Source organism: Phenylobacterium composti DSM 19425 (assembly GCF_059568645.1).
The window spans coordinates 1-13,393 of sequence record NZ_JCANTT010000001.1; the positions used below are offsets into that span (position 1 = coordinate 1).

Annotated in this window: 15 protein-coding genes; 5 read left to right on the forward strand and 10 right to left on the reverse strand. The window is 70.4% G+C overall.

The features are described 5' to 3' along the window. Positions 1 to 446 (reverse strand): aminotransferase class I/II-fold pyridoxal phosphate-dependent enzyme (locus tag BO64_RS00005; RefSeq protein WP_496401210.1); only part of this gene is annotated, 446 nt, incomplete at its 3' end. A gap of 357 nt (positions 447 to 803) precedes the next feature. Beyond that, positions 804 to 1,229 (reverse strand): host attachment protein, encoded by a 426-nt coding sequence (locus BO64_RS00010; protein WP_496401211.1) that lies wholly within the window; start codon positions 1,227 to 1,229, stop codon positions 804 to 806. A 188-nt stretch (positions 1,230 to 1,417) separates the two neighbouring features. Here BO64_RS00010 and BO64_RS00015 point away from each other — a divergent pair, with 188 nt between their 5' ends. The 5 genes from BO64_RS00015 to BO64_RS00035 all read left to right on the forward strand — a co-directional run bounded on the left by BO64_RS00015 (position 1,418) and on the right by BO64_RS00035 (position 5,824). Beyond that, positions 1,418 to 2,071, forward strand: a complete 654-nt coding sequence (locus BO64_RS00015; protein WP_496401212.1) for a helix-turn-helix domain-containing protein — start codon at positions 1,418 to 1,420, stop codon at positions 2,069 to 2,071. Between the two features lie 145 nt (positions 2,072 to 2,216). Beyond that, positions 2,217 to 3,266 (forward strand): AI-2E family transporter, encoded by a 1,050-nt coding sequence (locus BO64_RS00020; RefSeq protein ID WP_496401213.1) that lies wholly within the window; start codon positions 2,217 to 2,219, stop codon positions 3,264 to 3,266. A gap of 31 nt (positions 3,267 to 3,297) precedes the next feature. Next, positions 3,298 to 4,785 carry a PAS domain S-box protein gene (locus BO64_RS00025; protein WP_496401214.1) on the forward strand — a complete coding sequence of 496 codons (1,488 nt, stop codon included), beginning with the start codon at positions 3,298 to 3,300 and terminating at the stop codon, positions 4,783 to 4,785. Beyond that, on the forward strand, positions 4,778 to 5,383 hold the full coding sequence (fixJ, locus tag BO64_RS00030) for a response regulator FixJ (RefSeq protein ID WP_496401215.1): 606 nt from the start codon (positions 4,778 to 4,780) through the stop codon (positions 5,381 to 5,383). The genes BO64_RS00025 and fixJ overlap by 8 nt, the downstream gene beginning before the upstream one ends. Positions 5,384 to 5,437: 54 nt before the next feature. Further along, entirely contained in the window at positions 5,438 to 5,824 is a 387-nt protein-coding gene (locus tag BO64_RS00035) for a response regulator (protein ID WP_496401216.1), read from the forward strand. Positions 5,825 to 5,830: 6 nt separating this feature from the next. On the opposite strand, the gene hemN is transcribed toward BO64_RS00035, so the two are convergent. From hemN to ccoO, 8 genes are all read right to left on the reverse strand, one after another. Then, positions 5,831 to 7,207 (reverse strand): oxygen-independent coproporphyrinogen III oxidase, encoded by a 1,377-nt coding sequence (gene hemN, locus BO64_RS00040; RefSeq protein WP_496401217.1) that lies wholly within the window; start codon positions 7,205 to 7,207, stop codon positions 5,831 to 5,833. A 65-nt stretch (positions 7,208 to 7,272) separates the two neighbouring features. Beyond that, positions 7,273 to 7,431, reverse strand: a complete 159-nt coding sequence (gene ccoS, locus BO64_RS00045; RefSeq protein ID WP_496401218.1) for a cbb3-type cytochrome oxidase assembly protein CcoS — start codon at positions 7,429 to 7,431, stop codon at positions 7,273 to 7,275. Beyond that, on the reverse strand, positions 7,431 to 9,599 hold the full coding sequence (locus BO64_RS00050; protein ID WP_496401219.1) for a heavy metal translocating P-type ATPase: 2,169 nt from the start codon (positions 9,597 to 9,599) through the stop codon (positions 7,431 to 7,433). The genes ccoS and BO64_RS00050 overlap by 1 nt, the downstream gene beginning before the upstream one ends. Beyond that, entirely contained in the window at positions 9,590 to 10,081 is a 492-nt protein-coding gene (locus BO64_RS00055; protein WP_496401220.1) for a FixH family protein, read from the reverse strand. Before BO64_RS00055 ends, BO64_RS00050 begins: the two co-directional genes overlap by 10 nt. Beyond that, a complete protein-coding gene (gene ccoG, locus BO64_RS00060) occupies positions 10,078 to 11,577 on the reverse strand; it encodes a cytochrome c oxidase accessory protein CcoG (protein WP_496401221.1) in 1,500 nt (499 codons plus the stop codon). The genes BO64_RS00055 and ccoG overlap by 4 nt, the downstream gene beginning before the upstream one ends. Then, positions 11,574 to 12,482: a cytochrome-c oxidase, cbb3-type subunit III gene (gene ccoP, locus BO64_RS00065; protein ID WP_496401222.1), complete on the reverse strand. Its 909-nt coding sequence runs from the start codon at positions 12,480 to 12,482 to the stop codon at positions 11,574 to 11,576. Before ccoP ends, ccoG begins: the two co-directional genes overlap by 4 nt. Beyond that, positions 12,475 to 12,648 carry a cbb3-type cytochrome c oxidase subunit 3 gene (locus BO64_RS00070; protein ID WP_496401223.1) on the reverse strand — a complete coding sequence of 58 codons (174 nt, stop codon included), beginning with the start codon at positions 12,646 to 12,648 and terminating at the stop codon, positions 12,475 to 12,477. The genes ccoP and BO64_RS00070 overlap by 8 nt, the downstream gene beginning before the upstream one ends. Then, entirely contained in the window at positions 12,645 to 13,382 is a 738-nt protein-coding gene (gene ccoO / locus BO64_RS00075) for a cytochrome-c oxidase, cbb3-type subunit II (RefSeq protein WP_496401224.1), read from the reverse strand. The genes BO64_RS00070 and ccoO overlap by 4 nt, the downstream gene beginning before the upstream one ends. Between the last annotated feature and the right edge of the window lie 11 nt (positions 13,383 to 13,393).

Below are 13,393 nucleotides of genomic sequence, written 5' to 3' on the forward strand. Positions count from 1 at the left end.
ATCCCCGAGATCATCGAGTTGTGGTTCAGCTCGTCCGAGAACACCTGCAGGCCCGGCAGGATCTTGTAGAGCGTCGACAGCGTCGCCTCGTTGGACACATAGCCCGAGGTGAACAGCAGCGCCGCTTCCTTGCCGTGCAGATCCGCCAGCTCGCGCTCCAGCTCCACGTGATAGCGCGTCGTCCCCGAGATGTTCCGGGTGCCCCCCGAACCGGCCCCAGCCTCCTCGATGGCCTGGTGCATCGCATCCAACACCACCGGGTTCTGGCCCTGGCCCAGATAGTCGTTCGAGCACCAGACCGTCACCTCGGCCTGCGTCCCGTCCGGCTTCGTCCACGTCGCCTTCGGAAACTCCCCTCGATGACGCTTCAGGTCCGCAAACACACGATAGCGACCCTCGGCCTGAACCTTGGAGAGCGCGGCGGCAAAGGCGTGACGGTAATCCATGAAAGGGCGGCCCCTGGTACTAGCGAGATCAGGATCATCGGCCGCTCTTGGGGTAGCGGCCTTGATCTCGATCAGTCGCAGCCCAGGGGCCGCTGCCGCCCTCAGGCGACCTTTCTCCGTCCGCTCGACAGGACAGAGATCAGAGCCGCGGCGACGGTCAGCGTCACCGCCGCAGAGGCGACCGGGTGGTCCCGAACTTCCTGAGCAGCCTTGCGCACCAGGTCCTTGGCGCCCTCTCCGACAGCGTGCCGTAGGTCGCGGGCGAGAGGCGCGTCAGACGTCGGATTGTCCTCGGATCGGAACCTTGGCCCCAAGGCTCGCTCCGACCGCCCGCCTGCGCCTTGATCTTCGTCAAGCTCAGGTGCGGGCGCGCGCCTCACGCAGGTGCTGGCGGATGGCGTCGGCATCGTCCCGGATCCGCTCGTGCGGGTCGCAGACCTCCAGCCGGCGCTGGGCTGCCGGCCCGAGTTCGCCGCGCAGCATGCCCAGAGCCCGCGGCGGCGCCAGGATCGCCAGACGCTCGTAGGCGCCCGCCTGGGCCGCGCGTTCCAGCGCCTCCGCCACCCGGCGCAGGAAACGGCGCTCAGCCTCGTCCGCGGCTTCCCGGCCCGGCTCGCCGTGGGCGGCGGAGACATGTCGATGGGCTCCGGGATGATCGCCGTCATCCGCCACGAGACGCAGGTCGGTCCGCTCGCGCACCTCGCCGGCCCGCACCCGCTCCTCAAAGACGCGGGCCTGCACCCCATCGGCGGCGACGATCCAGGTGGTTCCGGTGACATCCATGTCCGACCTCCTTGCTGTCACAACATGGGTAGACGACCGCTTGAAGACCCGACTGTGACGGGGATCAAACCCGCGGCCCCGGCGGCCCTCCGTATCACTACGTAGGGGACGCCCCTTAGGGGGACGACCCGAATTTTCCGGCGCAGGTCTCGCGCGTACCCCTTCGTCATCACGAAGGACCACCTCCGATGACCCTCGCCTACGACCTCGACGATCCTCGCACCGCCCGCCCCGCCGCCGCCCTCGTGGAGGCTATGGACCGCCTGGGCGCCAAGTCGACCTTCGAGCGGGACGAAGAGATCTATGCTCAGGGCGACGACGTGGAATACCTCTATCGCCTGGTCCGCGGCGTCGTCCGCACGACCCGGGTGGCCGCCGACGGCCGCCGGCAGGTGGGCGACTTCTACTATCCCGGCGACCTCTTCGGTCTTGAGGTCGGGCCCGAGCACCAGTTCTCGGCCGAGGCCCTGACCGAATGCGAGGTCCAGCGGGTGCGCCGCAGCTCGGTCCGCGCCTTCGCCGGCGACACCGAGCTCGACCGCGCCATCCTGGAGGCCACGCGCCGCGAGCTGCAACGGGCCCAGGACCACGTCCTGCTGCTGGGCCGCCGCAGCGCCCGGGAACGGGTCGCCGCCTTCCTCATGAGCCTGGCCCAGAACCACGCCGCCGACGGCGTCGAACTGCCCATGGGCCGTCAGGACATGGCCGACTACCTCGGCCTGACCATCGAGACCGTCTCCCGGATGCTGACCCAGCTCCAGGAGGAGGACATCGTCGCGTTTCCGACCTTCCGTCGCTTCCACGTGCGCAAGTGGGACGCGCTGGAGGAACTGGTCGACTGATCGCGCCGTACGTGGACCTACCTTCCCCCGACACGACGACGCGCAGACGCCGGATGGACCTCCATCCGGCGTCTTCTTTATTAGCCCTCTTGCCCCTGGTGCTCGCCGCTTCAACAGGCGAGCATGGCGGTCCGGAGGTGGGCGGATGAGTGACGAGACGTCCCGGCCGCGGCGGCCGGCGGATCTCTTCATGGGGCGGGCGGCCAGCATCGGCGCGCTCCTGGTCCTCGCCCTGCTGATCGTGCGCCTCGCCGATGTGCTGCTGCTGGCCTTCGGCGCGGTGCTCACCGCCGTGCTGCTTCACGCCCTCGCCGATCCGCTGGTGAAGCGGGCGGGCCTGTCCCGACGCTGGGCGCTCACGGCCGCGGTGGGCGGCGTCACCGCCGCCGTCACGGCGATGCTCTGGCTCTTCGGGCGAGAGGCGGCCGTCCAGCTCGCGGCGCTCAGCGAACTCCTCCCGCGCGCCTGGGACGCTCTGCAGGCCGACCTCTCCCGCTCGCCCCTGGGCGCGTACCTCCTCGACGAGCTGCGCGACCTGCGCCCGGCGGAGGGGCTGGTCATGCAGCTGGGGGCCCGCCTGATCCGCAGCTCGGCGGCCGGCGGCGCGGCGGCTCTGATCGTCCTGTTCGCCGGCCTCTACCTCGCCTTCCACCCGCGGACCTACCTCGGCGGCCTGCTCCGTCTGGCGCCCAAGGCCTGGCGGCCGCGCGCCGAGGCGGTGCTGCTCGCCTGCGGCAAGGCGCTGAACCGCTGGCTTGTGGCCCAGCTCATCTCCATGCTGCTGGTGGGCGTCACCACCGGCGTCGGCTTATGGCTGGCGGGCGTCCCCTCGCCCCTGGCGCTGGGCGTGGTGGCCGGCGTCGGCCAGTTCGTGCCCGTGGTCGGCCCCATGGTCTCCACCATCCCCGGCCTGATTCTCGCCGCCGGAGCTGGCTGGGAGACCCTGGCCTGGACGGCCCTTGTCTACGTCGGAGCCATGCAGCTGGAGGCGAATCTGTTCACGCCGCTGGTCATGCGGCAGATGGTGGAGCTGCCCATGGCGGTGACGCTCTTCGCCGTGCTCGCCATGGGGGTGCTCCTGGGGCCGCTGGGGGTGCTCTTCGCGACGCCGCTCGCCGTGGTGGCCTATGTGGTGGTGCGCATGGTCTATGTGGAGGATGTCCTTGGGGATCGAGGCGATGACGGCCTGGCCTGACGTGCGCGCCGCAGCTGGAGGCTTGGCCTAGATGGCGCCGCCCCCGGGCCGTCGCGCCCGCATGAACCCCGCCCTCGGCTACGGCGTCGCACTGGCCGCTACCATTCTCTGCGCCGCCGCCACGGTGGCCCTCGAGCCCCTTTTCCATAGCCGGGTGGTGTTCCTGCTGTTCGTGCCCGCCCTGATGGCCTCGGCAGTGGCCGGCGGGTTCGGCCCAGCCCTCGCCGCCACCTTGCTGGCGCTGGTGATCAATTCCGTGCTGCTGGGGCCGGCGCTGTTCGAGGACGCCTCCAACCTCATCAGCGCCGCCGTCTTCCTCGCCCTTGGTCTCGCCAGCGGCGTGGCCGGCTCGTTCCTGCGCCGCGCCGCCGCCGACACCGCCCACGCCCTGGACGACCTCGAGGCCCGCGAGGCCCATTTGCGCTCGATCCTCGACACCGTGCCGGACGCCATGATCGTCATCGACGAGCACGGGATCATGCAGTCGTTCAGCGCAGCCGCCGAACGGCTGTTCGGCTGGACGGCCGCCGAGGCCGTGGGCCGGAACGTCAGCCTGCTGATGCCGACCCCGCACCGGGAGGCGCATGACGCCTACCTCGACCGCTATATCGCCACCGGCGAGCGGCGGATCATTGGCATCGGGCGCGTGGTGGTCGGCGAGCGCAAGGACGGCTCGACCTTCCCCATGGAGCTGGCGGTGGGCGAGATGCGGTCGGGCGACCGACGCTACTTCACCGGCTTCGTGCGCGACCTGACCGAACGCCAGCGCACCGAGCGGCGACTTCAGGACCTGCAATCCGAACTGGTCCACGTGGCCCGCCTCACCGCCCTGGGGGAGATGGCCTCGGCCCTGGCGCACGAGCTGAACCAGCCGCTGTCGGCCACCTCGAACTATGTGAAGGGGTCGGTGCGCCTCCTCGACCGGGAGCCGTTGGACAAGGCCAAGATCCGCGACGCCCTCGTGCAGGCCGGCGAACAGACCCTGCGGGCCGGCCAGATCATCCGCCGCCTGCGCGACTTCGTCTCCAAGGGCGAGACCGAGCGCCGGCTCGAGAGCCTGCCGGACCTCCTCGAACAGGCCGGCGCCCTGGCGATGATCGGGGCCAAGGAGCGCGGCGTGCGCCTGCGTTTCCTGATCGACCCGCGGGTCAGCCTGGTCCTCGCGGACAAGGTGCAGATCCAGCAGGTGGTCCTCAACCTGATGCGCAACGCCATCGACGCCATGGAGGACTCGCCGCGTCGCGAACTTGAGGTGGGGACCCGCCCGTTCGACGACGACATGGCCGAGGTATGGGTGGCCGACACCGGGCCCGGCGTGAGCCCCGAGGTCGCCGACCAGCTCTTCCAGCCGTTCGTGACCACCAAGCGCGAGGGCATGGGCGTGGGCCTGTCGATCAGCCGCACCATCGTGGAGGCCCACGGCGGCCGCATCTGGGTTGAGGCCAACCCAGGGGGCGGTGCTATCTTCCACTTCACGCTTCGGCGTGTGCGTGACGAGGAGCTTAGCGACATTGAGTAATGGTCTTGTCCATGTGATCGACGACGACGAGGCCATGCGTCAGTCGCTGGAGTTCCTGCTCGACACCGCCGGCTACGCCGCCCGCACCTACGAGTCCGCCCCCCAGTTCCTGCAGCATCTGAAGACCCTCGAACCGGGGTGCATCCTGACCGATGTGCGGATGCCCGAGATGAGCGGGCTTGATCTCGTCCGCCGGCTCAAGGCCGAGGGCGTCAGCCTGCCGGTCATCGTCCTCACCGGCCACGGCGACGTGCCCCTGGCGGTGGAGGCGATGAAGGCCGGGGTGAAGGATTTCCTGGAAAAGCCGTTCAATGACGAGGTGCTGCTGGCCGCCGTGGCCGCCGCCCTCGACAGCAACGAAGAAGCCCAGCGCCAGGAGGCCGAACGCCAGCGGTTCGAGACCATGCTGGCTTCCCTCTCGCCGCGCGAGAAGGACGTGCTGCACGGCGTGGTGGCCGGCAAGCCCAACAAGGTGATCGCCATGGAGCTCGGGATCAGCCCGCGCACAGTGGAGGTCTATCGCGCCAACGTCATGACCAAGACCGGCGCCGGGAGCCTCTCGGACCTAGTGCGGATGGCCCTCCTCGCCCGCTTCTGAGCGGATTGCGCTGCGTCAAGGCGCCGCTGGCGCGCCCCTGGCACGCTCAGCCGCATGCCGGCTCCCTTGTCGCCCTTCGACTCACGCCCCCTGGTGGTCGTCGCCGATGCGGACGCCGCCCTTTGCGACGCCCTGAAGTTCTCCCTGGAGGCCGAGGGCTTCGACGTCGCCACCTGCGCCGACGGCGAAGACCTTCTGCGGCGGTCGCTGCCGGCGCACGGGACCTGTCTGGTGGTGGACGACCGGTTGCCGAACGTCAGCGGCCTGGACGCCCTCGGCCAGCTGCGCCGCCGCGGCGTCACCCTGCCCGCCGTGATGATCACCACCCATCCGGGCGAAGCCGTCCGGAAAGGCGCGAAGGCCGTGGCCGCGCCGATCGTTGAAAAACCCCTGCTTGGCGACGTTCTGCTGGAGCACATCCGCGCCGCCCTCGACGCCTGAACAGGCTCAGATAGCCCGCGAGTGGCGTCCGGAGTCGGGGGTGAAGTACGCGTCGAACACCGCCGCGATCGACCGGATCACCAGTCGCCCGGCGCCCACGGCCTCGATCAGCCCGCCGTCGATGCGCACCAACCCGTCCTGCACGAACGGGGCCAGCCGCGCCGTGCATGCGGCCACGTCCTCGCGGCGACGGCCATGGCGCGCGCAGACCGCATCCAGGTCCACCTGCAGGTCGCACATCAGCCGCTCGATGATCTCGCCACGGAAGCGGTCGTCGGGGGTCACAGCCACGCCCCGGGCCACGGGCAGCCGCCCCTCTCGCACCGCCGCCCGCCAGCCCAGCTCCTGGGTTATATTCTGCACGAATCCCTGCGGCAGAGAGCCGATGGCCGAAGCGCCGAGGCCCAGGAGGGTCTGGGCCGCGTCGGTCGTGTAGCCCTGGAAGTTGCGCCGCAGACGGCCCTCGGTCAGGGCCTTGGCCATGGGGTCGTGCGGGGCCGCAAAGTGGTCGAGGCCGATCCGCACATAGCCCAGGGCCTCCAGGCGGGCCGCCGCCGCCTCGCTCTGCTCCAGCCGCTCGGCCGCCCCCGGCAAGGCCGCCTCTTCGATCAGCTGCTGGTGAGCCTTCATCCACGGCACATGGGCGTAGCCGAACAGGGCGATCCGCTCAGGGCGAAGGCTGGTGACCGCGTCGATAGTGTCGATCGTGCCCTGCACCGTCTGGTGGGGCAGGCCGTACATCAAGTCGATGTTGATGGAGCCGACCTGGGCCTCGCGCAGCCAGCGCACGCAGCGGGCGATGTCCTCGAACCGTTCGGGCCGGTTCACCGCCGCCTGCACCTTGGGATCCAGGTTCTGGACGCCGAGGCTGGCGCGGCTGAGGCCGTGGAAGGCGGCCGCATCCACCCAGGCCGGGGTGAGCACCGCCGGGTCCAGCTCGGCCGCGATCTCGTAGCCCGGCGTGAAGCGGAACGCCTGCTTCAGCGCCCCGAACAGGGCCGCCAGCTCGTCGGGGTTCAGCATGTTGGGCGTGCCGCCGCCCAGGTGGACGGCGCTGGCCTTCATGCGCCCCGGCAAAGCCCGCTCCAGAAGGGCGAGTTCGGCGAGCAGCAGCTGGACATATTCGCCGATCGGCTCGTGGCGGTTCACCGCCCGGGTGTTGCAGCCGCAGTACCAGCACAGCCGCTGGCAGAACGGGATGTGCAGATAGAGGGAGACTGCCTCGTCATCCGGCAGCTGGGCCAGCCAGGCCCGGTAGGCCGCTTCGTCCACCTCCGGCGTGAACTGCACGGCCGTGGGATAGCTCGTGTAGCGGGGGGCGCGGCCGTCGTAACGGGCGACGATGTCAGCGAGCGAGGGCTGGGGGGCGAAGGCGAGGCTCATGCCCCCTGATCACCCCGTCTGCACGGGCGCGCCGTGATCTGGATCAACGCTCTCGGAGGGCGCGGTCAGACGAGCGGCCGGTCCTCCGGATCATCCACCAGGATGCGGTTGGCGTCGCCGACGGGGTCCTCGTACTGGCCGTCTCGCAAGGTCCACCAAAAGGCGGCCACCGCCATCAGGCCAAGCCCCACCGACAGCGGGGCCAGAAACATCAGGATCTCCATCAGCGGCCCCCGGTCCTGAGCGCGTTGAGAGTGACGACCAGCGAGGAGCCCGACATGGCCAGGGCCGCCACGAAGGGATTGACGAACCCAAGGATCGCCGCGGGCGCCGCCACCAGGTTGTAGAGCGCCGCGAAGCCGAAGTTCTCCAGCGCCCGGCAGCGGGCCGAGCGCGACAGATCGACGGCCTCGACCACCGCGGTCAGCCCCTCGCCCGAGAAGACGAGGTCGGCGGCGTTCTGGCTGGCCTCCAGGGCCGTGCCGGGGGCCATGGCCGCATGGGCCCGGGCCAGGGCTGCGGCGTCGTTCAGGCCGTCGCCCACCATCAGCACCTTGCGGCCCATCTCGCGGCAGGCGTCCACGGCCGCGGCCTTCTCGGCGGGCGTCAGGCCCGCGCGCCAGGCTTCCACCCCCGCCTCCTCGGCGATGCGGGCGACCGCGGCGGGGGCGTCGCCCGACAGGATCTCCACCGTCAGGCCCCGCGCGCGGAGCGCCTTGACCGTCTCGGCCGCGTCCGGGCGTAGGGCGTCGGTGAAGCGGAAGCGGATCTTGATGTCGCCATCGAAGCCGAACCACAGCTCGGTCTCGGTGTGGTCGTGATTGGCCACGCCGACAAAGGCGGCCCGGCCCAGGCGGGCCCGGCGGCCGTCGATGACGCCTTCGACGCCGAGGCCGGCGTGTTCACGCACCTCCGTAGCCATCGGCCCAGGCCCCGCCTCGGCCGCCAGGGCGCGGGCCAGCGGATGGCGCGATGCGCGGGCCAGGGGCGCGGCCAGGGCCACGACGGCCGGAACGGGATCGACCAGCCCGGGCCGCCCCTCGGTGAGAACGCCGGTCTTGTCGAACACCACATGGTCCACCTCGGCCAGACGCTCAAGGGCGGCGCCCGACTTCACCAGCACGCCCTTGCGGAAGAGACGCGCCGAGGCGGTGATCTGCACCGCCGGGACAGCCAGGCCGAGAGCGCAGGGGCAGGTGACGATCAGCACCGCCACCGCCCGGATCAGGGCTTCGCGCGGCCCCAGGCCCAGGGCCCAGCCGCCGACGAAGGTCAGGGCCGCGACGGTGTGAACCACGGGCACATAGACCGCCGCCGCCTTGTCCGCGAGGCGGACGTAGCGCGAGCGCGCCTGGGCGCCGGCCTCCACCAGCCGGGCGATGCCCGCCAGGGCTGAGTCCTCGGACCGGGCGACCACCTTCAGGCGCAGGACCCCGGTGAGGTTCACCGCGCCCGCCCGGCAGAGCTCGCCGCGCGTCACGGCCACAGGCGCCGTCTCGCCGGTGAGCAGTGCGTTGTCGAGTTCAGACGCGCCTTCCTCGACCATGGCGTCGACGGGCAGCCGCTCGCCGGGGCGGACCAGGAGAATGTCGCCCGGGGCCAGGTCGCTGAGCGGCACGCGGCGCTCGGCCCCGCCCTCGATGCGGGTTGCGGCCGGCGCCTGCAGCGCCAGCAGGTCGCCCGCGGCGCTGCGGGCCTTGGCGCGCAGCTGATGATCCAGCCACCGCCCGATGAGCAGCAGGAAGAGCAGGCTGACGGCGGCGTCGAAATAGGCGTCGCGGCCCTTCAGGACCGTCTCGGAGAAGCTGATGGCCAGGGTCAGGATCACGCCGATGGAGATCGGCACGTCCATGTTGGCCCGGCCGGCCTTCAGCGAACGCCAGGCCGACCTGAAGAACGGCATCCCGGCGTAGATGGCGCAGGGCGCGCCAACCGCCCCCGACAGCCACATCATCACCGTGCGGGTGGCCGGGCCGAGTTCCTGGCCGAACAGCCCTGCCCACAATGGCACCGAGAACATCATGGTGTTCATGGCCCCAAAGGCCGCCACCGCCATGGCCAGGATCAGGGCGCGGCCTTCGCGGTCGTAGGCGGCCTGGGCCTGGCCGGGGTCGTAGGGCGTGGCCGGATAGCCCAGGCGGTCCAGGGCGGCGACGACGCGGCCCGGATCGGCGCTCGCATCGGTGAACTCCACCGTCAGCTTGCCGGTGGTGAGGTTGAGCCGGGCCAGGGCGACGCCGGGCAGCGCCCTCACCTCCCGCTCGATCTTCGAGAGGCAGCCGGCGCAGCGGGCGCCGCGCACCAGCAGCTCGACGGACGCGCCGCCGTCGTCCTTGCGACGCAGGAAAGCCGACAGGTCGGCGGCGGCTCCCGTGTCATAGGTCAGGGCCATGTCAGCCTCCGCTCGGCGACGAAGCGGCGCCCGCCCGCGTCCACCGCTTCGGCCGTGAGGTCCCAGGCGCCGTCGATGGCGCCGGTGGTCCCCTCGTAGCGACCGGGCGTCGTCTCGACGAAGGTCGGGGTTCGACGGCCCGCCTCGGTGGCGGGGCGCTCCAGTCGGGCGGTGACCGTCAGGCCGCGGACCGGCCGCCCCTCGGCGTCCTGCACCGTCAGCACCACCAGCCCCGGCTCGGCCTCGGCCGCCACCCGCCAGCCGAGCGCCGCCTGGGCCTCCTGCTGGGCGATCCGCTGATTGTAGAGGATGCCGTCCTCGTAGGGCGTCACCGACACCTGGCCGGGATAGGTCCGCACGGCCAGCACGGTGAACACCACGTCCACAGCGATGATCACCGCGAAGAAGGCGGTCACGCCCCACAGCATATGCCAACCGGTGAAGCGGAAGCCACGCGGTTGGACGGGATGGGTCGCGCTCATGGGGCGTTCGCAGCTCCGGAGAGGAAGGTGGTCTTGGCCTGGACCGTCCGGCCGGAGCCCTTCACCTCGAAGGCGGCCGGGAGGCTGGAGGCGGCGAGCGCCTCGGGCTGGGCGGTGACGAACACGCGAACGGCGGTGACCGCGTTGGGCTCGAGGGTGACGCGCAGGACGTCGTCCGCCGGCTGGCCCGGCGTCCGCACGCGGGCGTCCTTGACGCCGGTGAAGCGCACCTCGACGGGCGTCGGCTCGAAGCCGCGATTGGCGATCTTCAGGGTATAGCCGTTGCGGACAGCCCCATCGTGCAGGCGCACGAAGGTGGGGTTGCGGTCACGCAGGACATGCATGTCCAGAGGCGTGCGATTGAGCAGGCCCCAGACCATCAGCGACGAGACCATCACCAGGGCCACGGCGTAGTAGACGGTGCGCGGACGCAGCAGCTTGTAGCGGGGCGTATTCCCGCGCTGACGCTCCGCGACGGCGCTGTCGGTGTCGTAGGCGATCAGGGCGGCAGGCCGCCCCACCCGCTTCATGATCTCGTCGCAGGCGTCGATGCACAGGGCGCAGTTGATGCACTCCAGCTGCGGGCCGTTGCGGATGTCGATGCCCATCGGGCAGGCGGTGACACAGGCGTTGCAGTCGATGCAGTCGCCCCGGCCTTCCCAGCCCGCACCCTTCTTGTGCGGGCCGCGGGGCTCGCCGCGATCGTAGCGGTAGGTCACCTGCAGCGAGTGGTGGTCGAGCATGGCGCCCTGGATGCGCGGCCAGGGGCACATGTAGGTGCAGACCTGCTCGCGCATGTGGCCGGCGAACACATAGGTCGTGGCCGTCAGCAGCAGCGAGAAGATGTAGGCGGTCGCCGGCGCCTCGCCCACCCAGTACTGCCGGATCAGGGTCGGGGCGTCGTGGAAGTAGAAGATCCAGGCCCCGCCGGTGGCGAAGCCGATGGCCAGCCACGTCAGGTGCTTGCCGGTCTTGCGCCAGACCTTGTTGAAGGTCCACGGCGAAGCGTCCAGGCGCATCCGCGCGTTGCGGTCACCCTCGAAGGCGCGCTCGACATAGATGAACAGGTCCGTCCAGACCGTCTGCGGGCAGGCGTAACCGCACCACAGCCGGCCGAACAGGGCCGTCACCAGAAACAGCCCGAGGGCCGAGATCACCAGCAGGCCGGTGATGAAGTGCACCTCCTGCGGCCACAGCTGGATGCCGAAGAAGTAGAAACGCGCGCCCTCGAAATCGACGAGCACCGCCTGGTCCGGCAACGCGCCCGGCCGCTCCCAGCGGAGCCAGGGCGTGATGTAGTAGATGCCCAGCATCACGATCAGCAGCGCCCACTTGATGGTGCGCCACTTCCCGTGGACCAGCTTGGGATAGATCGGCGTCCGGGGGGCGTAGAGGCCCCCGCCCCCGCTCTTGCGCCGCACGCGGGCGGCGGCGGAGACCGGAGCCTGCCGCTCGGCAGGCTCCTGCTTGGACACGCGATCGATGACGACGGTCATTTGCCTTGTCCGGCTCCGGCGCCGACGTCCTCGTCTTCACCACCGCCGGCGTTGGCGTGGATGTAGACGGCGAGCGCCTTCAGGGTCTCGGGGCTAAACCGGGCCTCCCAGGTGGGCATGACCCCGTTCCGCCCGTTCCAGATCTGCTCGTAGATGGAATCCCGATCCGAGCCGTACAGCCACTCCGCGTCGGTCAGGTCCGGCGCGCCCTTGGTGGGATCGCCCTGCCCGCCCGCGCCGTGGCACGAGCTGCACTGGTCGAGGAAGGTCTGACGCGCCCGGTCGACGGCGGCCCGGTCGGCCTTCCGGCCCGAGAGCGCCACCACATATTCGGTCAGGTCGCGGATCTGGTCCGCCGGCAGCATCTGGTCGCGCCCGAAGGCCGGCATGACGGTCTCGCCCCGCGCCTGCGAGTGACCCGAGCGGATGCCGACCCGGATCGTCTCGTGGATCTCGTCGAGCGAGCCGCCGTACAGCCACACGTCGTCACGCAGGTTCGGATAGCCCTTGGCGCCCTGACCGCCGGCCCCGTGGCAGGTGGCGCAGTTGTCGCCGAACACCGACTGGCCGACCTGCAGGGCGAAGGCCTGCAGGTCAGGGTCCTGCTCGATCTGCTGCAGGCTCACCGACTTCAGCTGCGCGCCCTGGGCGCCGCGCACGGTGTCGAGCTTGGCCAGTTCCTGGGCCACGGCGGCCCGGTCGGACGCGCCGCGCAGGCCCTTCGTGTAGCCGGTGATGCCCGGCCAGGCCGGCATCAGCACCCAGTAGATGGTCGCCCAGATGACCGTGCCCCAGAACACCCAGAGCCACCACCGCGGCAGCGGGTTGTCGAGTTCCTTGATGCCGTCCCACTCGTGACCGGTGGTCTCGACGCCGGAATGATCGTCGCGTTCGCGCTCAGACATGATCGCTCTCGTCCTTCTCGAGCGGCAGGTGGGCGAGGCGTTCGAACGCCTCCTTGTTCTTGGGCCAGAGCGCGTAGATCAGGCCGGCGATGAAGACGGCGGCGAAGTAGAGGGTCCCGCCCTGCTGGGCGAACCGGGCGACCGTCTCGTAGGTCAGGCCGCTCATCGCAGGTTCTCCGGGTCCTCGGCCTTGTAGGTCCGGAAGTCGACCATGGTCCCGAGCACCTGGAGGTAGGCCACCAGGGCGTCGAGTTCGGTGATCCGGCTCGGGTCGCCGTCGAAGTCGCGCTGGGCGACCTTGGCCCCGTAGCGTTGCTTCAGGCCTGACTTTTCGCCGGCGTACGGGTCGACCTGGGTCTCGAGGTCGAGCTTGGCGTTCTGGATCTGCGCGTCGGTGTAGGGCACGCCGACCTTGCGCAGGGCCTTCAGCCGGGCCTCGATGGCGCGGTAGTCCAGGTCCTTGTCCGCCAGGAAGCGATAGGGCGGCATGTTGGACTCCGGCACCACCGAGCGCGGATCCACCAGGTGGTCGCGGTGCCAGCTGTCGGAGTACTTGCCGCCGACACGCGCCAGGTCAGGCCCCGTGCGCTTGGAGCCCCATTGGAAGGGGTGGTCGTACATGCTCTCGGCCGCCAGGCTGTAGTGGCCGTAGCGCTCGACCTCGTCCCGCAGCGGGCGGACCATCTGCGAGTGGCACACGTAGCAGCCTTCGCGGACATAGATGTCCCGCCCGGCCTGCTCCAGCGGCGTGTAGGGCCGCACGCCGTCCACCTTCTCGACGGTGCTCTCCAGGTAGAAGAGCGGCGAGATCTCCACGAGGCCGCCGATCGACACCACGATCAGGATGCCGATCACCAGCCAGATCGAGTTCTTCTCGAGGTTCTGGTGTTTTTTCCACATGTTCGCGGCCC

Coding starts and splice junctions, on each gene's coding strand:
- ccoO (WP_496401224.1), bottom strand. CDS start 13,382: ATGTGGAAAAAACACCAGAACCTCGAGAAGAACTCGATCTGGCTGGTG.
- ccoS (WP_496401218.1), bottom strand. CDS start 7,431: ATGGAGATCCTGATGTTTCTGGCCCCGCTGTCGGTGGGGCTTGGCCTG.
- BO64_RS00070 (WP_496401223.1), bottom strand. CDS start 12,648: ATGAGCGGCCTGACCTACGAGACGGTCGCCCGGTTCGCCCAGCAGGGC.
- ccoP (WP_496401222.1), bottom strand. CDS start 12,482: ATGTCTGAGCGCGAACGCGACGATCATTCCGGCGTCGAGACCACCGGT.
- BO64_RS00050 (WP_496401219.1), bottom strand. CDS start 9,599: ATGGCCCTGACCTATGACACGGGAGCCGCCGCCGACCTGTCGGCTTTC.
- BO64_RS00020 (WP_496401213.1), top strand. CDS start 2,217: ATGAGTGACGAGACGTCCCGGCCGCGGCGGCCGGCGGATCTCTTCATG.
- BO64_RS00035 (WP_496401216.1), top strand. CDS start 5,438: ATGCCGGCTCCCTTGTCGCCCTTCGACTCACGCCCCCTGGTGGTCGTC.
- ccoG (WP_496401221.1), bottom strand. CDS start 11,577: ATGACCGTCGTCATCGATCGCGTGTCCAAGCAGGAGCCTGCCGAGCGG.
- hemN (WP_496401217.1), bottom strand. CDS start 7,207: ATGAGCCTCGCCTTCGCCCCCCAGCCCTCGCTCGCTGACATCGTCGCC.
- BO64_RS00025 (WP_496401214.1), top strand. CDS start 3,298: ATGGCGCCGCCCCCGGGCCGTCGCGCCCGCATGAACCCCGCCCTCGGC.
- BO64_RS00015 (WP_496401212.1), top strand. CDS start 1,418: ATGACCCTCGCCTACGACCTCGACGATCCTCGCACCGCCCGCCCCGCC.
- BO64_RS00010 (WP_496401211.1), bottom strand. CDS start 1,229: ATGGATGTCACCGGAACCACCTGGATCGTCGCCGCCGATGGGGTGCAG.
- BO64_RS00055 (WP_496401220.1), bottom strand. CDS start 10,081: ATGAGCGCGACCCATCCCGTCCAACCGCGTGGCTTCCGCTTCACCGGT.